This is a genomic window from Cupriavidus sp. NPDC089707, from assembly GCF_044748965.1.
Lineage (GTDB): Bacteria > Pseudomonadota > Gammaproteobacteria > Burkholderiales > Burkholderiaceae > Cupriavidus.
On record NZ_JBIVHB010000014.1, the window covers coordinates 100,170 to 120,075 of the forward strand.

Consider the following 19,906-nt stretch of genomic DNA (forward strand, 5'->3'; position numbering starts at 1 on the left):
GAGTCCATACACAGAGCCAGGAGGTTTCCATGACCCAGCATGGGTTTGACCCGGCGCAGCTGGCGCTGCATGGGTTGCGTGTGCTCGAAGTCGGCAGCGGGCCGGCGCTGGCGTACGCGGGCAAGCTGTTTTCTGATTTCGGCGCCGAAGTCATCAAGGTGGAGAGCCTGGCTGGCGACGCTTGGCGGCAGATGCCGCCCCTGGTCAGCGCAGCGGGCGCCGCGCAGCCGGAAAGCGCCCTGTTTGCGTGGCTGAACACCAACAAACGCAGCGTTACCGCGGATGACGGAAACGCCGAGGACGGCGCATGGCTGGCCCAGCTGGCGCGAACGTGCGACGTGGTGCTGGATGGCCGTGCCCTGACTGAAGGCCCGGGCATTCTCGGTACGCCGGTCTGGCAGGGTGCGGCCGACGAAACGCGGGAGCACGAGCCGATCGAGGTGGCACTCACCTGGTTCGGCGAGAGCGGGCCGTACAGCCATTACGCTGGCGCCGAAGCCGTGTGCCGCGGACTTGCCGGGGCCGTGCACGGCAGTGGCCCGGCAGATGGGCCGCCACACATGCCGCACGACGTGCAGTCAGCGATCGTGGTGGGGCTGAGCGCATTCTCGGCCGCCGTCGCGGCGCTGATCGGGAGCGGGCAGGGCAGCCGGCGCTATGTGCTGAGTGCCCACGAGGCCATCTTCGGCGTGGTCGAGATGGAGGCGGGCATGGTGCAGGACGGGCGCCATCCGCTCCAGCGCCTTGGCGTCAACCGGTTCTGCGGCACGCATCCGGCCGGGATCTACCAGACTGCCGAAGGGTGGATCGGCATCTTTACGCACACCCTGCCGCAGTGGAAGGGCCTGTGCGAGGCCATCGGGCGTTTGGACCTTGGCAGCGATCCGCGCTACGCGAGCGGCCCGGAGCGGATGGCACGAGCGGACGAGATCGACGCGTTGCTTGTGCCTGCGTTCCTGACGCGCACAGCCCAGCAGTGGTTCGAGAGCCTGGGCGACAAGAAGCATCCGGCCGTGATCGTGCCGACCATGGAGACCTTGCTTGGCCAGGCAGTGCATCGGCAGCGGGGTGCCTTCGTACCGGTCGGCGTGGGCGGCGCTTCTTTTGAAGCCCCGGTGGTGCCGCTACGGCTCGATGCGGCGGGTCCGCTGCCCGGCGGCACTGCGCCGGAAAAGGGCGCGCACGACCTGCACTATCGGACAGCGGGACTGGATCATCGCCCCCGTCGGCAGCTCAGGCGAGTGCCTGAAGCGTGCTTGCCGCTGCAAGGACTTCGTGTCGTCGACCTGACGATGGGCTGGGCAGGGCCGCTTGCGGCGAGGACGCTGGCCGACTTTGGCGCGGAGATCATCAAGGTCGAAAGTACCGGCTATCCCGACTGGTGGCGCGGTGCCAATTTCACCGAGGCGTTTTACCGGGACAGGCTGTACGAGAAGAACTCGAACTTCAACCTGATGAACCGCAACAAGCTGGGGATCACGCTGGATCTCACACGCCCGGAAGGCAAGCAGTTGCTGCTGCAGTTGGTCGAAAGCGCCGACGCAGTCGTCGAGAATTATTCCGCCGAGGTCTTGCCAAAGCTGGGGCTGGACTACGAAGCACTGCGCGCCAGAAACGAACGGCTTGTCATGCTGTCGATGCCGGCATTCGGGCTCGGCAACGCCTGGAGCAATACCCGCGCTTACGGCGGCACGCTCGAGCAGGCCAGCGGGCTGCCGCTATACACGGGGCATCCCGATGGTCCGCCGGCCATGACGTCATACGCCTATGGCGACCCGATCGGCGGCCTGAATGGTGGCGCGGCGATCCTCCTCGCGCTGTTTGCCCAGCAAGCGACCGGACAGGGGCGGCACATCAACCTGTCGCAGGTGGAGGCCATGTTGCCGATGGCCGCACCGTTCATGCTGGAGCAATCCATCTCAGGCGCCGTATCGGCGCGGCAGGGCAATCGCCATCCGATGTACGCCCCGCATGGGTGCTTCCGTTGCGCCGGCGACGATGCGTGGATCGTGCTGACGGTGACCGACGCGGACTGGCCCGCGCTGTGCCGGGCAATCGGCCGGGCAGATCTCGCGGCCGATCCCCGGCTGGCGCAGGCATCGGGGCGGCGCGCCGAGGAGGACAGGATCGAGCAGGCGATCAAGTCCTGGTGCGTGGACCGGGACGCGGAAGAGGTCATGCACGTGCTGCAACAGGCCGGCATCGCCGCCGGCGTGGTGCGCCCCATGTCGCAGGTGCTGCAGGACACCCATCTGCGCGCGCGCGGATTCTGGCGCGACGTCGAGCGCGCCCACATCGGCACCTACACGGCCAGCACTGCCTGGTTCAGGACCGGCCCAGACCCCGTGCCTATCCGCCATGTCGCGCCAACGCTCGGCGAACACACCGATGCGGTGTTGCGCCGCGTGCTTGGGCTGAGCGCGGACCAGATCGCAAGCCTGGCGCGACAGGGCATCACCGGCACCGTGGCGAAACCAAAGCACGCGAAAGAAATGCCATACGAAACGCCATAGCCCGGCAAGCATTCAGAACACCACTATTACGATACGATACGGAGACGACATGAACAAACCGACATGGATCCAGCGCTGCCAGGCAAGCGCAAAGGCCAGCCAATTCAGCCTGGCGGCAGCCGCGCTGGGTATCCTGGCCACGACGATGGCCGCGCCGGCTGCGGCGCAGAATGCCGGCTGGCCCAACAAGCCGATCCGGATGATTGTCCCCTTTCCGGCAGGGTCTTTTACGGATACCGTGGCGCGGGTGCTTTCGGAGCGCCTGACCAAATCCCTTGGACAGCCCGTGGTCGTGGAAAACAAGGCGGGCGCGAACGGACTGATCGGTGTCGCCGAGGCCGCCAAGGCTGCGCCCGACGGGTATACCTTGCTGGTCACCAACTCCAGCAGCATCACCATCAACCCACAAATCTACAAGAAGGGCACTTACTCGCCGAAGGACTTCACGCCGGTCACCCTGGTCCTTGAGGCGCCATTCATCCTCGTCACCAACCCGGACTGGTCGCAGAAAAACGCAGTCGGCTCCGTACCGGAGCTCGTACGCTACGCCGCGCAGCATCCCGGCAAGGTCAGCTATGGCTCGGCCGGGCCGGGCAATATCGCGCATCTCAGCTTCGCCATGCTGAACAACCGGGCGAAGATCAAGACCACGCACATTCCGTACAAGTCCGCTGCGCAGGCGCAACTGGCCGTGATCAGCGGCGAGCTGGATACGGCCTTCGACACCTGGACGGCGCTGCCTCAGATCAAGGCAGGCAAGCTGAAGCCCATCGCCGTCAGCGCATCGAATCGCATGACGCAGTTGCCGGATGTGCCGACGCTGGAGGAGCTTGGCATCTCGCCCTTCAACGTGACTTTCTGGATCGGCATGCTGGCACCGGCCGGCACGCCGCCGCAGATCGTCCAGAAGCTCCATTCCGTCACGCAGGGGCTTCTCGAAGACACTAAGGCGAAGACAGCGCTCGGCCAGCAAGGCGATGTCGTGATGATCGATCCGGCAAGTTTCGCGAAGCGCGTCGAGAAAGAGGAGGCCAGTTGGACGGCGGTGATCCAGCGCGAAGGCATCACGCTGGATTGAATCTGGGAAGCGGCACGGCCGGGACATCGCCGCATCAGCTTGCGGTGACGCCCGGCCGCTGCAGCCCGTAGTGGCCGCGCAAAGTGCGGGCGTCATATTCATGCCGGAACAGCCCCTTGCGCTGCAGGATGGGCACCACTGCTCGACGAAATCGTCGAGGTGCGCGGGCAGCACAGGTGGCATCACGTTGAAGCCGTCGGCGGCGCCGCTGGCGACCCAGTCTCCGATCGTATCGGCAATGCGCTCCGGAGAGCCGGCTATCGTGTAATGGCCACGCGCGCCAGCCAGCTTGTGGAGCAGTTCGCGCAAGGTCGGCCGTTCGCGCTCCACCAGTGCGGTGATGACCACGGCGCGGCTCTGCGGGCGAACTGCTCAAGCGTGTCGCCAACATCGACATCCGTCATGTCCCGAAAATGTGCATACATATGAAGGCATCTTCAGCACGCTGAAGCGTTTTCCCGTATCGTGTCGGTCTGGTGCCCGCCTCTGGCGGCACCGGTAACCGGCAACGACAGTGTCCAGCACAGCGCCCCTTCCATCCGCGTCTGCCGCCGCCGCAGACAATGCCATGACCGCGCGCGAGCGCCGCGGCATGGCTGCCATCCTGATCGCCGTCGCCCTGGCGACCCTCGATACCGCCATTGCCAATACGGCGCTGCCATCGATCGCTGCCGACCTGCGCGCCACGCCGGCGGCGTCGGTATGGGTGATCAATGCATACCAGTTGGCCATGGTTGCCACGCTGCTGCCGTTCGCCGCGCTGGGTGGCATCCTGGGGCACCGGCGCATCTATCTTGGCGGTGTCGCGGTGTTCACCGTCGCGTCGGTCGTGTGCGCACTCGCGTGGTCGTTGCCGACGCTGGCGGCGGCACGTGCATTGCAAGGCATCGGTGCGGCCGCGATCATGAGCGTCAACACGGCGCTGATCAGCGCCATCTTTCCGATGCACAGGCTGGGGCGCGGGCTGGGATTGAATGCGCTGGTAGTGGGCGTGTCGTTCGCGGTCGGGCCGACCGTAGCATCGGTGATCCTGTCGTTCGGCACGTGGCCGTGGCTGTTTGCCGTCAACCTGCCGATCGGACTGCTGGCATTAGGGATCGCGCGCGGCGCGCTGCCGCAGACGCCGCGCGGCACGCAAACGTTCGACCGGGTCGCGGCGCTGCTGAACGTGGTGGCCTTTGCCGCGCTGATCTTCGCGCTGGGCGAGGGCGCGCAGCGCGCGCCGCTGCACGAGTCGCTCGCGGCCGCCGGCGTGTTCGTGATGGCGTTCGGCCTGCTGGTCTGGCGCGAGCGCGGCCGGGCCGCGCCGATGCTGCCGCTGGACCTGTTCCGCCGTCCGATGTTCGCGCTGTCGACGCTGACCGCGGTGTGCTCGTTCGCGGCGCAGGGGCTGGCGTTCGTGTCGCTGCCGTTCTACTTCCAGCATGTGCTTGGGCGCGGACAGGTCGAGACCGGGTTCCTGCTGACCCCATGGTCGGTGGTGGTGGCGCTCATAGCGCCGCTGGCCGGCAGGCTTTCCGACCGCTATCCGCCAGGCCTGCTTGGTGGGGTGGGGCTGGCGGTGCTGAGTGCGGGCATGGTCTCGCTGGCGCTGCTGCCCGCCGATCCCAGCGCGCTGGATATCGGCATCCGCATGTGCATCTGCGGCGCCGGTTTCGGCTTCTTCCAGTCGCCCAACCTGAAAGCCCTGATGGCCAGCGCGCCGCGCGAGCGCAGCGGCGGCGCCAGCGGCGTGATTGCCACTGCGCGCCTGCTCGGCCAGGCCACGGGCGCCGCGCTGGTGGCGTTGTGCTTCGGCATCGGCGGAACGCATGGCCCGGCGCTGGCCCTGGCGCTGGGCGCGGGGTTCGCCGCCGTGGCGGCGGTTGCAAGCTGGCTGCGGCTGGTCGCGCCAGACCCGCTGGCAACGGCTTGACTCATGCGTGCCACGCCGCGGCCTGGCGCTGGGCACGATCTTCGTTGGGCTCGGCTTGATCGCCGCCTCGGGCACGCTCGTGTCGAGCTTGCTGCAGTTCGGCTGCACGAGGCCTGGCCTGGCGCGGTGGCGCTCGCGTTGCGCGGGGCCGGTGAGCGCCGCGCGGCACCGTGAACGCCGCCGGCAGCAATCCCGGCATCGGCCTAGAATCCAGATTCCCCCGGCCCCTGCGACGGGCCGGCAAGACCTGCAAGGAGCAGCCACGCATGAGCCATCTGTTTGAACCGCTGGATATCGGCAATCTCCGGCTCGCCAACCGCATCATGATCGCGCCGATGTGCCAGTACTCGGCGCAGGACGGCAACGCCGGCGACTGGCACATGATCCATCTCGGCACGCTGGCGCTGTCCGGCGCGGGCATGCTGATCGTGGAAGCGACCGCGGTCTCTCCGGAAGGGCGCATCACGCCGCAAGACCTGGGCCTGTACTCGGACGACAACGAGGCGGCGCTGAGGCGCGTGGTGCAGGCGATGCGTGCGCATTCGCCCATTGGCATCGCGATCCAGCTCGGCCATGCCGGGCGCAAGGCCTCGAGCCACACGCCGTGGGACGGCGGGCAGCAGATCGCGCCGGGTGCGCCCGGCGGCTGGCATGCCGTGGCGCCGTCGGCGGTGCCGCATGGCGACGGCGAAGTGCCGCCGGCCGCGCTCGACCGCGCCGGCATGGACAAGGTGCGTGACGACTTTGTCGCGGCGGCGCGGCGCGCGGCACGGCTTGGCATGGACGGCATCGAGATCCATGCCGCGCACGGCTACCTGCTGCACCAGTTCCTGTCGCCGCTGGCCAACCATCGCGACGATGAATACGGCGGCAGCCTGGAAAACCGCATGCGCTTCCCGATCGAAGTCTTCGACGTAGTGCGCGACGCGTTTCCCGCGGAGCGGCCGGTGTGGATGCGCATCTCGGCCACCGACTGGGTGCCGGGCGGATGGGACATCGAGGGCACCGTGGCCTTGTCCAGGGCAGTGAAGGCGCGCGGCTGCGCGGCCATCCACGTCACCACCGGCGGCGTCTCGCCGCAGCAGGCGATCAAGCTCGGCCCGGGCTACCAGGTGCCGTACGCACAGCGCGTCAAGGCCGAAGTCGGGCTGCCGACGATAGCGGTTGGCCTGATCACCGAGCCGGAGCAGGCCGAAGCGATCGTTGCCAACCGGGAGGCCGATGCCGTCTCGCTGGCGCGTGCCATGCTGTACGACCCGCGCTGGCCATGGCATGCGGCCGCGCGGCTCGGCGCCAGCGTCCATGCGCCGAAGCAGTACTGGCGCTCGCAGCCGCGCGAACTGAAGGAACTGTTTGCCGGCGCCGCCTTCGGGCAGCGCTAGGCCCACCACAAGTGCAGGAGGGTAGTGCCATGAAGCCTCGCATCACACTGATCACGCTGGGCGTCGACGACCTGGAACGCGCGGTGCGCTTCTATCGCGATGGGCTGGGATTGTCCACGCCAGGCATTGTCGGCCAGCAGTTCGAGCACGGCGCGGTCGCGTTCTTCGACCTGCAGTCCGGGCTGAAGCTGGCGCTGTGGCCGCGCGCGAGCCTGGCGCACGATACCGGGCTGACGGTGACACCGCGGGCAACCACCGATTTTTCTCTGGCGCATAACGTCGGCGACAAGGCGGAAGTCGATGCCGTGATGGCGCAGGCGAGCGCTGCGGGCGCCAGCATGGTCAAGCCCGCGCAGGACACGTTCTGGGGCGGCTATGCCGGCTATTTCCAGGATCCCGACGGGCACCTCTGGGAGGTCGCGTGGAACCCGGAAATGCTGCCCGCCGACTGACCCCCCGCTCCCGTCTTGCGGCGGGGCACCAGTCGTGGTGCGCCGCCGCAAAGGGATTTCCATGATTGCCACGCCCGCGCGAACTCCCGACTATCCTTGGTAACAGACAGCCATAGCACGGCGGCGGAGCGCCCCCACGCATTGCCTTTGCATCACGCTTCGTCCGCAGACCACCGAAGTAAAGCAATAAGAACAATGGCAAGGGAGACATCCATGCAAGTCTATGACAGCCTGCTGTATGTGACTGCGATGGTGCTGGTGTGCTTGTATGTGTATCTGGGCGTGCTGTCGCGCAGTACCGCGATCCGCCTGGGTTCGCCGGCGATCGTGGCGGGACTGGTGCTCGCTTATTCGCTGTCGCCGCTGCATTCGGGCGGCTGACGCCCGCAGCGGCGTGCGGCCTTCCGGCTTGATGCGGGAGGGCCTCCCTACTCAGCCTCGGCCTGTGCCTGGCCGGGGCGTGTCCCGCCCTGCGCGCTCTGCGTGGGAGCATCGCGCAGCAGCGTGTCGATCGCCGCGTGCAATTCCTGCGGAACCACCGGCTTGTGCAGCAGCAAAGTGCCTGCCGCATGGGCGGTACGCAGCCGGTCCGCCGCCGTATCTCCCGTGATGATGATCGCCGGCACATGGCGGCCCAGTTGCTGCCGGATTGCGTCCAGCGCTTCCTGGCCGGTGCGGTGGCCCCGCAAGCGGTAGTCAGCAAGCACCAGTGCAGGTTGGAACGCCGCAAGCATGGCCAGTGCCTCGTGCTCGGATTCGGCCGTGCGGCAGTCGCACCGCCATGTCCCTAGCAGCTCCGACATGGCGGTGCGGATCGCTTCGTCATCGTCGATCACCAGCACGCGCAGCCCGTCAAGGCCGCGCGGCACCACCGGGCGCGGCGTGTCTTCCGGCGTGCTCCACGCCAGCGGCATGCCGAAGCGGAACACCGATCCGCGCCCCGGCCGGGAGCCCAGCGTGACGCGCGTGCGCATCGTCCGCGCCAGCCCCCCGACGATGGCCAGCCCGAGCCCCAGCCCCTTGCGCTGGTCGCGTTCCGGATTGCCGAGCTGGTGGAACTCGCGGAAGATCTCGCGATGCTGCGCGGCGGGAATGCCGATGCCGGTGTCCCATACCTCGATCACGCCATGCAGGCGGCGCTGGCGGCAGGCCACCAGCACGCCACCCTGCTGGGTATAGCGGATCGCATTGGCGATCAGGTTGCGCAGCACCAGTTCGACCAGCGTGGGATCGCCGTACAGCATTGTGGTGGTATCGCGCGTGCGGTACACCAGCCCGCGCGCATCGGCCTGCGGCGCGAATTCGTTCTCCAGCTTGCGCAGCAGCGGCTGCAGCCGGAACGGCCGCGGCCGTGGCGTGATCACGCCGGCTTCGAGCTTGGAAAAGTCCAGCAGCGAGTTCAGCATCTCGCGCGCGGCGCCGGACGATGCCTCGATATGCGCCACCAGCTGGCGCTGGCGCGCATCCAGCGCAGTGCGGCCCAGCGACACCAGGAACAGGCCCATCGCATGCAGCGGCTGGCGCAGGTCATGGCTGGCCGAGGCCAGGAACACTGACTTGGCGCGGCTAGCTTGCTCCGCATCGTGCTGCGCGGCCTCGGCACGCACGGTCTGTTCGCGCAGTTGCGAGATCAGCTCGAAGTTCTCGAAGCGCAGCGCGATCGAATGCCGCGCCACGCGCGAATAGTTGCGCGCGAACATGATCAGCACGAACAGGTACAGCGGTGTGCCGAGGAACATCGGCAGATATTCGATATCGCCGGTGGCCAGGAACACGATCCAGACCGGTACGATCGACGGGACAAAGAAGCCGATCGCCACCGGCAGGCAGGCGGAGAACACCGCCAGCGCCGCCGCGCTCATGCCGGCGATCAGCGACAGCACGCAGATCACCACCGCCGGCATGCGCACGTCCAGGTAGAGCCATGCCACCAATCCCCACAGCGCGCCGATCAGCGCGAGCATGGCGGACATGCCGCGCGCATAGCGGCCCGCACCTGCCTCGGTCAGCCGGGCGGGCAGCGCCAGCCGTCCGAAGTACGCCACCGCGCAGGCCACTGCCATCGCGCAGGCCCAGGGCAGGGCGCCGGGGCGGTCGCCCGACAGCGTCAGGCCCGCGGCGAGGATAAAGGCCGCCAGCGAGCAGCCCATCATGGCGATGCCGAAGCTCTGGTCGATCAGTGCCATCTGCGCGGCCAGCAGACGCGGCTCGTCGAAGCGTGGCAGCAGCCGCAGGCCTTGCGCGCGCGGCGGCGCCTTGTCCGCGATCATCGCGCTGCCTGCACCAGCCCGCGGCGCTGCGCTTCCAGGATGGCTTCGACGCGGCTGACCACGCCGAGGTGGTCGAGGATGGCGGCCACATGGACGCGCACGGTGTTTTCGGACAGGCCCATATGGTAGGCAATGACCTTGTTGGAGCGGCCCAGCGTCAGCTGGTGCAGCACCTCCAGCTGGCGCGGCGTGAGCGCGCTGGCGGCATACGGCGCCGGCGCGGCGGCGCGGCCGTCCGAACTGGCGTCATCGGAGAAATGCGTGCCGCCAGCCAGGCAGCAGGCGATCGCTTCCTCGATCTCGCGCGCATCGGCCGACTTGGGCAAGAAGCCGGCGATCTCGCGCCGTACTTCGGCCGGAATGGTTTCCAGGCCGGAGGTGCCGGACACGATCAGGATGCGCGCCGCCGGGAAATGCCGCCGCAATACCCTGACGCCTTCAAGGCCGTTCAGGCCGGGCATCTGGATATCGAGCAGCAGGATATCGACCGCGGCGCCGGCATGGTCCTGTACCGCCTGCATGACAGCGCCGGCTTCGATGATCGGGCCGACGCTCGGGCTGTCGGCCAGGACCAGGCGCAGGCCGGTGCGGAACAGGGTGTGGTCGTCGATCAGCAGCAGGCGGGCTTGGGGCATAGGAGCAGGCACCGCGCGCAGCCGGTGCAGGACAGTCTGGATGCCCTCGCAGCGGGCACGGGCGACAGACATTGGACAAGAATCCGAGGCACTTGTCCATGCACCAGAGGCGTGAGCGCGCCTAGTCCGGAAAGATTATTGGCCCTGCGCGGCGTCAGTGCGAAGATCCGTGCGGTGGGCAGTTCCGCGACATGTCCACAACCACTTTTCGTTACCCACTACCACCCGGCTGTGGGTATTTTTTTGCTCATTGCCGTCTGCGAATCCGCCGCTCGTCGTTCTTTACCGAGCCACACATGCAGCTTCTGCATGCAAGCGCCCAGGAAAACGTTCGATGAGGACCCCCGCGAGCTATCTCGCCGGACAAAAAAACACCAACCGTTTCCGGTTGGCGTCAGATTGCTGACAAAGGGAGAATTCCAGGTGGTTTGCTCCCCTCTCCCGCTTGCGGGAGAGGGGCCGGGGGAGAGGGCAGGCGCATGCCAAGCACCGTGGCGCCTCACTTCGTGGTAACTCCTGCCCTCTCCCCCGCCCCTCTCCCATAAATGGGAGAGGGGAGACAGTATTCGCAGCCTTTGACTCTGTCAGCAGCCTAACGCCAACCGTTTCCGGTTGGCGTTTTGCCTGGGGTATGACTGCTGTCAGAACTGGTTCATGGTGTTGTCTTTACCCGCTGCCTTCAGGGCCGCTTCGCCGCTGAAATACTCCTTGTGGTCGTCACCGATGTCCGAGCCGGACATGTTCTGGTGCTTGACGCAGGCGATGCCCTGACGGATTTCCTTGCGCTGCACGCCTGCCACATAACCCAGCATGCCCTGGTCGCTGAAGTATTCCTTGGCCAGGTTGTCGGTCGACAGTGCGGCGGTGTGGTAGGTCGGCAGGGTAATCAGGTGGTGGAAGATGCCGGCTTCGCGCGACGCGTCGGCCTGGAAGGTCCGGATCTTTTCGTCGGCGAGCTTCGCCAGTTCGGTCTGATCGTATTCCACGCTCATCAGCTGGGTGCGGTCGTATGCCGACACATCCTTGCCCGCGGCCTTCATCGCGTCATACGCCTGCTGGCGGAAGTTCAGGGTCCAGTTGAACGACGGGCTGTTGTTGTACACCAGCTTGGCGTTCGGAATGACCTTGCGGATCTCGCTGACCATGCCGCCGATCTGGGCGATATGCGGCTTTCGGTTTCGATCCACAGCAGGTCAGCGCCGTTTTGCAGTGCGGTGACGCAATCCAGTACGCAGCGCGCTTCGCCCGTGCCGGCGCGGAACTGGAACAGGTTGCTAGGCAGGCGCTTGGGACGCAGCAGCTTGCCATCGCGCTTGATGATGACGTCACCATTGCCCAGTTCGTCAGCCGACAGTTCCTCGCAATCGAGGAAGGAATTGTATTGGTCGCCCAGGTCGCCCGGCGTGTTGGTCACGGCGATCTGCTTGGTCAGGCCGGCACCCAGCGAGTCGGTACGCGCCACGATGATGCCGTCGTCCACGCCCAGTTCCAGGAAGGCGTAGCGGATGGCGCGAATCTTGGCCAGGAAGTCCTCGTGCGGCACGGTGACCTTGCCATCCTGGTGGCCGCACTGCTTCTCGTCAGACACCTGGTTTTCGATCTGAATGCAGCATGCGCCCGCTTCGATGAACTGCTTGGCCAGCAGGTACGTTGCTTCGGCGTTGCCGAAACCCGCGTCGATGTCCGCGATGATGGGCACAACGTGGGTGACGTGGTTGTCGATTTTTTCCTGGATGGCGGCCTTGGCAGGGCCCTCGGCAGCGTCCAGCTGGCGGAACAGGCCGCCCAGTTCACGGGCGTCGGCCTGGCGCAGGAAGGTGTACAGCTCGCGGATCAGCGCGCTGACGGAGGTCTTCTCGTGCATCGACTGGTCCGGCAGCGGGCCGAACTCGGAGCGCAGCGCGGCCACCATCCAGCCGGAAAGGTAAAGGTAGCGGCGCTCGGTGCTGTTGAAGTGCTTCTTGATGGAGATCATCTTCTGCTGGCCGATGAAGCCGTGCCAGCAGCCCAGCGACTGGGTGTACTTGGACGAGTCCGCATCGTAGGCGGCCATGTCGGCGCGCATGATCTTGGCGGTGTACTTGGCGATGTCCAGGCCCGTCTTGAACTTGTTCTGGGCCCGCATGCGGGCGGCATATTCGGGGTTGATGGCATTCCACGCGCTGCCGTGGTTCTCCTTCAAACCAGCAACTGCCTTGATGTCGTCTTGATACTGAGCCATGGGAAATTCCTAAGAAGAAAGCGCGTTTGAACAAAGGGTTGCGTGTGCCGCTACGGAGATCGAAGCAAGCAGCGTGGACTCATTGTATGGCGTTTTTGAAGTATCGAGGTTATGTCTTATATAAGATATAAGAGTTAATTTATCCTTATTTTTCAATGAGATAGATGGCAAATTTTGCGATGTGGAATGGATTTTCAAAAAACGGGAAGGCGACCTTGGGGAAGTTCGGAGCGAATTTCACAATGTGAAAGCCGCTTTCAGCGGTCGGGTTCCGTCAGAAACAAGTGGCTCATGCAGGCCCTGCCAATAGGGGTGGCTGGCCCGCCCCTGTGGGCGCGCGTGTGCGCGAACGAAGGGTTTCCAGGTAACCCGCGTTCTGGTTATTGACACATCAATAAGACATAGATTGGCAGCCGGCGCCGCCAACCCTTGGCCGCTACAGCTCGGACAGCCCGTAGCTGCGCAACCGCGGCAGGTCGGTCACGCGGATGCTCTGATAGGACAGGTGCACCATGCCGGCTTCGGCCAGCCGGCGCAGCGCCTGGTTGACGCGTTGCCGCGACAGCCCGGTCAGCAGGCCGATTTCTTCCTGCGACAGCTCCAGCACGGGGCTGGTGCGCGGATACAGGTCGGGATGGAACAGCTGCGCGATTGCCTGCGCCACACGCGCATCCGCACCGAGCAGGCGGTCGTTCTGCACCGTGGCGATGAACTGGCCCATGCGCTCGTTGAGCTGGCGTACGACAAAGCTTGCAAACGGCAGGCTCTGCGCCAGAAGCGTGTTGAAGACCGGCTCTGGCACCAGCAGCACTTGCGAGTCGCGGATGGCGATCACGTCGTAGCGGCGGTCTTCGCGCTTGATCACGCTGCCTTCGCCGCACCAGCCGCCTGCCGGCACGCCGGAAAAGGTGCAGCCGCGCCCGTCCGGCGTGTACACCGCCAGCTTGATCAGGCCGCTGTCGACCCCGACCCAGTAGCGCGAAGGCTCGCCGCGCCGGGCAATGAAGGCGCCCGCGGCAAAGGACTGCAGCAGTGTTTCGCGCGCGGCCAGCGCCTGGTGTTCCGGCGCGAGCGCGACGTACCACGCATGGCTGGCCAGCATGCTATCCGGGGCGCGGGCAGGGTTCTGGGACGCGGTCATGACATCGGCGCGAGCGGCTGCGCGGGACTTTGTAAGATTGGCGTAAGCCTTGACTGGCGCGGGTTTGCGGGGAGTTTGTCATCCGGACGACAGTGCGCCGGGCGTGTGCGATGATAGCCTTGCCCCAGAAAAAGTGCGACAAGCGGAGACACAGCAATGCCAACTGATTTCGACAGCGGCCTGGGCCGCAATGCGGCCAATTTCGTACCGCTCACGCCCATCGACTTCCTGGTCCGCGCCGCCGAGGTGTACGGCGACCGGCTGGCCATCGTGCATGGCCCGGTGCGGCAGAACTGGCGCGACACCTATGCGCGCGCGCGCCGCATGGCCAGCGCGCTGGCGCGTGCCGGCGTGGGCAAGGGCGACACCGTGGCCGCGCTGCTGCCCAACACGCCGGCCATGGTCGAGGCGCATTTCGGCGTGCCGATGGCGGGCGCGGTGCTCAATGCGCTCAATATCCGGCTCGATGCCGCCAACCTCGTCTTCATGCTGCGCCATGGCGAGGCCCGCGTGCTGCTTGCCGACAGCGAGTTTGCCGATCTGGCGCGGCAGGTCGCGCTGGAAATTCCCGGGCTCAAGGTGATCGCGGTCCACGATGCATTGGGGCCGCAGGCCGAGCCATTCGGCGATACCGACTATGAATCCTTCCTGGCTGCCGGGGACGCGGACTATGCGTGGCGCATGCCCGCTGATGAGTGGGAGGCGATTGCGCTGAACTACACCTCCGGCACCACCGGCGATCCCAAGGGCGTGGTCTATCACCATCGCGGCGCCGCCATCAACGCCATCTCCAACATCCTGGAATGGGACCTGCCCAAGCATCCGGTCTACCTGTGGACGCTGCCGATGTTCCACTGCAATGGCTGGTGCTTCCCGTGGACCATCGCGGCGCGCGCGGGCGTCAATGTCTGCCTGCGCAAGTTCGAACCCCGGCTTGTCTTCGACCTGATGCGCGCGGAAGGCGTGACGCACTACTGCGCCGCGCCGATCGTGCATACCGCGCTGGTCAACGCGCCCGCATCGTGGCGCGAGGGTGTGCGCGGCCCGGTGCGCGGCATGGTCGCCGGCGCACCGCCCCCGGCAGCGGTGCTGGCGCAGATGGAGGCGATGGGCTTCGATCTGACGCACGTTTACGGCCTGACCGAAGTCTATGGTCCGGCCGCGGTCTGTGCCGAGCAGGATGACTGGCGTGCGCTGTCGGAACAGGACCGTGCCGTGCGCAAGGCGCGACAGGGCGTGCGTTACCACCTGCAGTCACAGGTGGCCGTGCTGGATCCTGATTCGATGCAGCCCGTTCCCGCCGACGGCGAGACCATCGGCGAGATCATGTTCCGCGGCAATATCTGCATGAAGGGCTACCTGAAGAACGAGAAGGCCACGCGCGAGGCCTTCGCCGGCGGCTGGTTCCATACCGGCGACCTCGGCGTGTGCATGCCCGACGGCTATATCAAGATCAAGGACCGTAGCAAGGACATCATTATTTCCGGCGGGGAGAACATTTCCAGCGTAGAAGTGGAGGACGCGCTCTACCGCCATCCCGCCGTGCTTGCCGCAGCCGTGGTGGCGCAGCCTGACGCCAAGTGGGGCGAGACGCCGTGCGCCTTCGTCGAACTGAAAGATGGCGCCAGTGCCACCGCGGAGGACCTGATCGCGCATTGCCGCACGCTGCTGGCCGGGTTCAAGGTGCCCAAGGCGGTGTACTTCGGGTCGCTGCCCAAGACGTCGACCGGCAAGATCCAGAAGTTCGAACTGCGCCGCAAGGTGAAGTCGGACACAGCCATCGATGTCTGAACGCGCGCGCGTTTTATAGGGGGAACAAAGCCTAGGACTGCACGGCTTCCTCGGCATCGCGCAAGCCGGAGATATGCGAGTCGACGGCTTCGCGGCCCCACGCCATGCCCGCGCGCGTGGCATCGCTGGCGCAGCCAAAGCGCGTCTGCATTACGGGGCACGGCCATGGCAGCCGCGTGCCGTGATGCCAGACTTCGGCGCGCAGCGTCCACCAGCCGTCGTGCTGGCTGCCATAGCGCAGCGCCGCGGCATGGATGCGATAGCCGCGGTAGCTGGCGTTTTCGTCATGCCATCCGCTGGGCATGCGCTATCGGGCGTTCAGCGCGCCCGCGCCTCGTGCGGACTTCCGTGATCGCGGGGACGATGCCAGTCCTGGGCAATGTCGGGGAACACCTCGCATTCGCCACGAACGATGTTCTCGATGGTGGCGCACACGCATTCGGTGCCGCGCGGGCCCACGCACACCAGGCTGCGCGGATGATCGGTATGCTGCGGAATGGCATAGACGCGCATGCCCTCCTGGTACAAGGGATGCTTGCTCAGGCGCTCGTTCATCAGCTGGACGAAGCGCTGCGGAGAGACGACCGGCTTTTCCATTTCATGCTCCTGCGGCCCTGCCCACCGCACAGATGGCAAGCGCGGCTAGGCGACCAGGCCAGCTAAGGCCAGGAAGATGACAGGCAGGTGGCAGGGAAGCACCCAGGCAGCGGGATGGCCCTGGGCGTGGCCGGAACGGAGAATCGCGGGCAAATGCCTGCCCGCGTTGCCACTGCCACGATTCCAGACTAGGACATGCGCGGCAGCGCGCAAGGATTGGGGCCACCCGGACGCCCGCGCCTGCACATGGCAGCACATGGCAGCGCGGGCGGCATGCTTCAGGTGGTGCGCAGTTCGCTCGCGGCGCGCGGCCCATCCAGCATGCCGTTGCCGGCGGCCCAGCAGGCTGCCTCGGCCTCGGCATGCGAACTGTAAGTGGAGGGCGCTTCAACGGTGCAGTCAGCGTCGGCCGCGCCGCAAAGTTCTTCCATGACAATGCGCCAGGTGTACTGGCCGGATGGCTCTTCCAGCACGTGCAGTACCAGCGTGCGGTGATGGTCCGAAAGCGTAAGGGGCAGGGTCGACATTGGCGCCTCCCGTTGGCAGGTGGGACGCATTGATGCTAGCAACTACGGGCGCATGGTGCCATCGGAGAATTGCAACGGCGTCATGGCAAGATACGCGTGCCGCGGCTTCCCCCGCTGCGCCGAATCCAGTAACCTTCTGCGCCTGGCGCCACGTGGCGCCTGCTTCTCGCCACCGACCATGCTCAATTCGCCCGCGCTCAACCAACAGGTCGCCGCCCTGACGGCGCACTACGACGCCACGGTGCTGCCGCTGTGGACCGCCAGCGGCTGGAATGCCGGCCTGTTCCTGCCCTATGAGGCCCTCGACGGTGCCACGGCCGCGCCACTGCCGGCGGCGCGCTACCGTGCCATGGCGTGCGCACGGCAGCTTTATGTGTTTTCGGTGGCGGGCCAGCATGCGCATGCCGATACGCTGTTCGGCTCGCTGCAAGCGTATTTCGGCGATGGGGCGGGCGCCTGGATCTACAGCGTCGGACCGGACGGCTCGCCGCTGGACACCACCCGCGACCTCTATACGCACGCCTTCGTGATCTTTGCCTGCGCCAGCTACCACGCGCTGCGCGGCAATCCCGATGCACTGGAGGTGCTCGACGAAACCGTTGACATCGTCGAAGACCTCTTCGCCGAAGATGGCGGGCTGTACCATGCGGCGCTCAACGCGCACTTCCGCCCCAAAGGCGCGGGCGTGCAGCAGAACCCGGTGATGCACCTGACCGAGGCCTACCTCGCGGCACTCGATGCGACCGGCGACGAATGGTATGCCGAGCGGCTGCGCGAGATCGCGATGGCGGTGTACGAGCGCTTTGTCGACCCGGCCACCGGCTGCATTGCCGAGCTGCCGCAGGGCACCGCGGACAACCGCATCGAACCGGGCCATCAGTTTGAATGGTTCTCGCTGGTCGCAAGCCGGCCGCAGCTGTTTGGCGACCTGCCGCTGGAAGGCGCGCTGCGCCAGGCCTTCGACTTTGCGCAACGCCATGGCGTAACGCCAGGCACGCTGGGCGTCAGCGCGGCGCTGGATGCGCAGGGCGGGCTGCTGGACGGTACCCAGCGCATCTGGGCGCAGACCGAGTATGCACGCGCACTGGCGCTGCATGGACAACCAGAGTCGCTGGCCACGCTGCAAGCCTGGGCCGGGCAGTTCCGCAACCGTTTCCTCCATGCGCAGGGATGGCACGAATGCCTCGCGCCGTCAGGCGACGTGGTGCGTGCCGAGATGCCCTCGACTTCGCCGTACCACCTGGCAACGTCCTACCTGGCGCTGGCACAAGCCGCCGGCCTGTCCTGGCCGAACCCATGACGCGACGCAATCGTTATCAATTCTTTGCAGTCGCGGCCGGGGGGCGCGACTAAACTCAAGCCCGCGCTCCGCCCGTGCGTTGTTCTTCTTAACTACCTGGTCGTCGTTCTGAAGTCGCGGGCCGGGGCGCACCCTCCTGCGGCGACACCTGCGTGTCCACGCGGACTTCCATCTGCCGTATCCGGGTGGCGGCGCGCGTCTCTGCGTGGTCATCGAGGATCAGGCACAGCAGCGTCAGCAAGGCCGCTGCGATCATGCTCAGCGCGATCCAGGCGAGGCAGTGCTTGCGTTCCATGGTGGAAGGGATGGGGGCATTATCGGAGCGCGCAGTGTAAGCGCCCGGCCGCAAAGCGATTGTCAATCTTTGCAAACACAGCGGTTATGCCACGTTTGGATGCTTTGACAACCGCGTCCCTTGCGCCGATTTAGCGTTTTCGCCAGTTCCTGCAATGCTGGCGAGAAGGGCTTGATCGCCTATTCCATCACGCCGTTTTCGCGCAACAGCCGTTCGCATTCATCGAGCATGTCGTGCGCGAAGGCAGACTGGTAGTTGGGATCGAGCGCTTCCATCATTTCGTGCGCGGCATACAAGCCCGCTTCGCGCGACAGCGTCTCGGCCAGCTGGCGTGCGAACTGGTCGCTGAGCTCGGACAGCAGGCGCCGCTCGGACAGCGGCAGTTGCAGCCGCGAGCGCGACAGCCACTCGCCTGCAAGCGTCGCGCCTTGTGCGTCCGTCATCCACTTGTGGTGCTCGAAAAAGGCCGACAGGCGCTCGGCGGTCAGCGCGAACAGCAGCGCCTTGCGGGTGTTGAAATCGATGCGGGGCAGTGGGGCGAGGCTCATGGGTACGGCTTGCTGCGCGGGCGTGCGCTTGCAGCGATCTTGTCAGGGGTGTCAGCGTTTGATGAGGTCAGGCACCGGCCGGGCCGAAGCGCTCCGCCAGCCATGCGCCGATGGCAACGATCTCTTCCAGGCAGACCGAATGCCCCATCGGGTAGGTTTGCCATATCAGCGGATGCTGACGCGCCTGGATAAAGTCGCGTGCCGCAACGCCCAGCTGCAGCGGCACCACCTCGTCCTGCGTGCCGTGCGCGGCAAACACCGGCGTGGCGGCATTCGCGGCGCTGGCCTGCGCTGCCAGCGCGGCCGGCGCGGGAATATAGGTGGACAGCGCCACGATGCCGGCGAGCGGCTCCCGATGCGTCAGGCCCGCGGTATATGCGATGGCGCCGCCCTGTGAAAACCCGGCCAGCACGATGCGGCTGCAGGGGATGCCGCGCGCATTCTCGCGCGCGACCAGCGCGCGGATGGCGTCGCACGAGGCCTGGATGCCGGCCTCATCGGCACGGCGGCCGGCCTCATCGAGTGAATAAATGTCATACCAGGCCGGCATGACATAGCCGCCATTGCAGGTCACTGAAATCGCCGGCGCGTGCGGGAAGATAAAGCGCACGCCAGTCGAGGCGGGCAGCCGCAATTCCGGCACCACCGGTGCGAAGTCACTGCCGTCGGCGCCCAGCCCATGCATCCAGATCACGGCGTAGCGGGGATCGGGCGCGGTTTCGATTTCAATGGCGGGCAGCAGTTCGCTCATGGGGCAGGTTCCTGTGTGACGGCATGCCCGCGCGCCGATGGGCGCGGCAGGCAGCGCGAGTATCGCACAGGTCAGGCCCGCTGATGCCGCACGCCCGCTATGCGGGCAGGGCAGCGATACTGCCAGTTCAGGCAGCGGACGGAACGATCGGCACGGTGGTCAGGCCCGGTGCGCGCGCGTTCTGCGCGGCGGCAGGCAGCTCGGGCATTGCCGGCACGGCGGCGCGGCGCTTGTCCACCACGTCCTCCACGCCCTTGGCCGAGACATCTTCCAGGAACGCGAGCATGTCGCGATAGTAGGCCACCTGCATCTGCGCTTCCAGCATGCGCCGTTCGGCCTGGAATAGCGTCAGCCTCATGTCTTGCAGTTCCCTTTCGGCGATTTTTTCCGGGGTCGGCGGACTGAACAAGTTTGCAAGCCAACGCATGGCAGTTACCTCCAGTGCTGTCAAAGCGAAATTGCGATGCTTGTGCCACGAGGACAAATATAG

The 19,906-nt window shown here is 66.2% G+C and carries 18 protein-coding genes and 1 pseudogene; 8 read left to right on the top strand and 11 right to left on the bottom strand.

What is annotated here, in order from left to right:
• The first annotated feature begins 29 nt into the window (after positions 1-29).
• The 6 genes from ACIP1U_RS21540 to ACIP1U_RS21565 all read left to right on the top strand — a co-directional run bounded on the left by ACIP1U_RS21540 (position 30) and on the right by ACIP1U_RS21565 (position 7,721).
• Complete coding sequence (locus tag ACIP1U_RS21540; protein WP_400319087.1) at positions 30-2,513, top strand: CoA transferase; 2,484 nt, start codon at positions 30-32, stop codon at positions 2,511-2,513.
• Between the two features lie 49 nt (positions 2,514-2,562).
• Positions 2,563-3,591, top strand: a complete 1,029-nt coding sequence (locus tag ACIP1U_RS21545) for a tripartite tricarboxylate transporter substrate binding protein (RefSeq protein ID WP_400319089.1) — start codon at positions 2,563-2,565, stop codon at positions 3,589-3,591.
• A 568-nt stretch (positions 3,592-4,159) separates the two neighbouring features.
• Positions 4,160-5,506 carry an MFS transporter gene (locus ACIP1U_RS21550; RefSeq protein ID WP_400319091.1) on the top strand — a complete coding sequence of 449 codons (1,347 nt, stop codon included), beginning with the start codon at positions 4,160-4,162 and terminating at the stop codon, positions 5,504-5,506.
• A gap of 266 nt (positions 5,507-5,772) precedes the next feature.
• Complete coding sequence (locus ACIP1U_RS21555; protein ID WP_400319094.1) at positions 5,773-6,888, top strand: NADH:flavin oxidoreductase/NADH oxidase; 1,116 nt, start codon at positions 5,773-5,775, stop codon at positions 6,886-6,888.
• Between the two features lie 29 nt (positions 6,889-6,917).
• A complete protein-coding gene (locus tag ACIP1U_RS21560; protein WP_400319097.1) occupies positions 6,918-7,340 on the top strand; it encodes a VOC family protein in 423 nt (140 codons plus the stop codon).
• Positions 7,341-7,553: 213 nt separating this feature from the next.
• Positions 7,554-7,721 (top strand): hypothetical protein, encoded by a 168-nt coding sequence (locus ACIP1U_RS21565; protein WP_010812488.1) that lies wholly within the window; start codon positions 7,554-7,556, stop codon positions 7,719-7,721.
• Between the two features lie 47 nt (positions 7,722-7,768).
• Here the strand turns inward: ACIP1U_RS21565 and ACIP1U_RS21570 are convergent, their stop codons facing one another.
• The 4 genes and pseudogenes from ACIP1U_RS21570 to ACIP1U_RS21585 all read right to left on the bottom strand — a co-directional run bounded on the left by ACIP1U_RS21570 (position 7,769) and on the right by ACIP1U_RS21585 (position 13,607).
• Positions 7,769-9,610 (bottom strand): hybrid sensor histidine kinase/response regulator, encoded by a 1,842-nt coding sequence (locus ACIP1U_RS21570; protein WP_400319102.1) that lies wholly within the window; start codon positions 9,608-9,610, stop codon positions 7,769-7,771.
• Complete coding sequence (locus ACIP1U_RS21575) at positions 9,607-10,245, bottom strand: response regulator (RefSeq protein WP_400319105.1); 639 nt, start codon at positions 10,243-10,245, stop codon at positions 9,607-9,609. Before ACIP1U_RS21575 ends, ACIP1U_RS21570 begins: the two co-directional genes overlap by 4 nt.
• 641 nt (positions 10,246-10,886) lie before the next feature.
• Positions 10,887-12,466, bottom strand: a pseudogene (locus tag ACIP1U_RS21580) (isocitrate lyase).
• A gap of 436 nt (positions 12,467-12,902) precedes the next feature.
• A complete protein-coding gene (locus ACIP1U_RS21585; protein ID WP_400319108.1) occupies positions 12,903-13,607 on the bottom strand; it encodes a Crp/Fnr family transcriptional regulator in 705 nt (234 codons plus the stop codon).
• A 156-nt stretch (positions 13,608-13,763) separates the two neighbouring features.
• Here ACIP1U_RS21585 and ACIP1U_RS21590 point away from each other — a divergent pair, with 156 nt between their 5' ends.
• Positions 13,764-15,398 carry an acyl-CoA synthetase gene (locus ACIP1U_RS21590; protein WP_400319111.1) on the top strand — a complete coding sequence of 545 codons (1,635 nt, stop codon included), beginning with the start codon at positions 13,764-13,766 and terminating at the stop codon, positions 15,396-15,398.
• Between the two features lie 31 nt (positions 15,399-15,429).
• Here the strand turns inward: ACIP1U_RS21590 and ACIP1U_RS21595 are convergent, their stop codons facing one another.
• The 3 genes from ACIP1U_RS21595 to ACIP1U_RS21605 all read right to left on the bottom strand — a co-directional run bounded on the left by ACIP1U_RS21595 (position 15,430) and on the right by ACIP1U_RS21605 (position 16,522).
• Positions 15,430-15,702, bottom strand: coding sequence for a hypothetical protein (locus ACIP1U_RS21595; protein ID WP_400319113.1), 273 nt, complete (start codon positions 15,700-15,702; stop codon positions 15,430-15,432).
• A gap of 14 nt (positions 15,703-15,716) precedes the next feature.
• Entirely contained in the window at positions 15,717-15,995 is a 279-nt protein-coding gene (locus ACIP1U_RS21600; RefSeq protein WP_400319116.1) for a hypothetical protein, read from the bottom strand.
• 278 nt (positions 15,996-16,273) lie between these two features.
• Positions 16,274-16,522 carry a hypothetical protein gene (locus ACIP1U_RS21605; protein ID WP_133093261.1) on the bottom strand — a complete coding sequence of 83 codons (249 nt, stop codon included), beginning with the start codon at positions 16,520-16,522 and terminating at the stop codon, positions 16,274-16,276.
• Between the two features lie 82 nt (positions 16,523-16,604).
• Here ACIP1U_RS21605 and ACIP1U_RS21610 point away from each other — a divergent pair, with 82 nt between their 5' ends.
• The gene (locus ACIP1U_RS21610) at positions 16,605-17,822 is read left to right on the top strand and encodes an AGE family epimerase/isomerase (RefSeq protein ID WP_400319119.1); all 1,218 of its coding nucleotides are present in this window, start codon (positions 16,605-16,607) and stop codon (positions 17,820-17,822) included.
• A gap of 88 nt (positions 17,823-17,910) precedes the next feature.
• Here ACIP1U_RS21610 and ACIP1U_RS21615 read toward each other — a convergent pair whose 3' ends face one another.
• The 4 genes from ACIP1U_RS21615 to ACIP1U_RS21630 form a co-directional block, all read right to left on the bottom strand.
• On the bottom strand, positions 17,911-18,117 hold the full coding sequence (locus tag ACIP1U_RS21615) for a hypothetical protein (RefSeq protein ID WP_400319121.1): 207 nt from the start codon (positions 18,115-18,117) through the stop codon (positions 17,911-17,913).
• A gap of 179 nt (positions 18,118-18,296) precedes the next feature.
• Positions 18,297-18,665 (bottom strand): hypothetical protein, encoded by a 369-nt coding sequence (locus tag ACIP1U_RS21620; protein WP_400319123.1) that lies wholly within the window; start codon positions 18,663-18,665, stop codon positions 18,297-18,299.
• Between the two features lie 67 nt (positions 18,666-18,732).
• Positions 18,733-19,416 carry an alpha/beta hydrolase gene (locus ACIP1U_RS21625; RefSeq protein ID WP_400319126.1) on the bottom strand — a complete coding sequence of 228 codons (684 nt, stop codon included), beginning with the start codon at positions 19,414-19,416 and terminating at the stop codon, positions 18,733-18,735.
• Positions 19,417-19,543: 127 nt separating this feature from the next.
• Complete coding sequence (locus ACIP1U_RS21630) at positions 19,544-19,843, bottom strand: hypothetical protein (RefSeq protein ID WP_400319128.1); 300 nt, start codon at positions 19,841-19,843, stop codon at positions 19,544-19,546.
• Between the last annotated feature and the right edge of the window lie 63 nt (positions 19,844-19,906).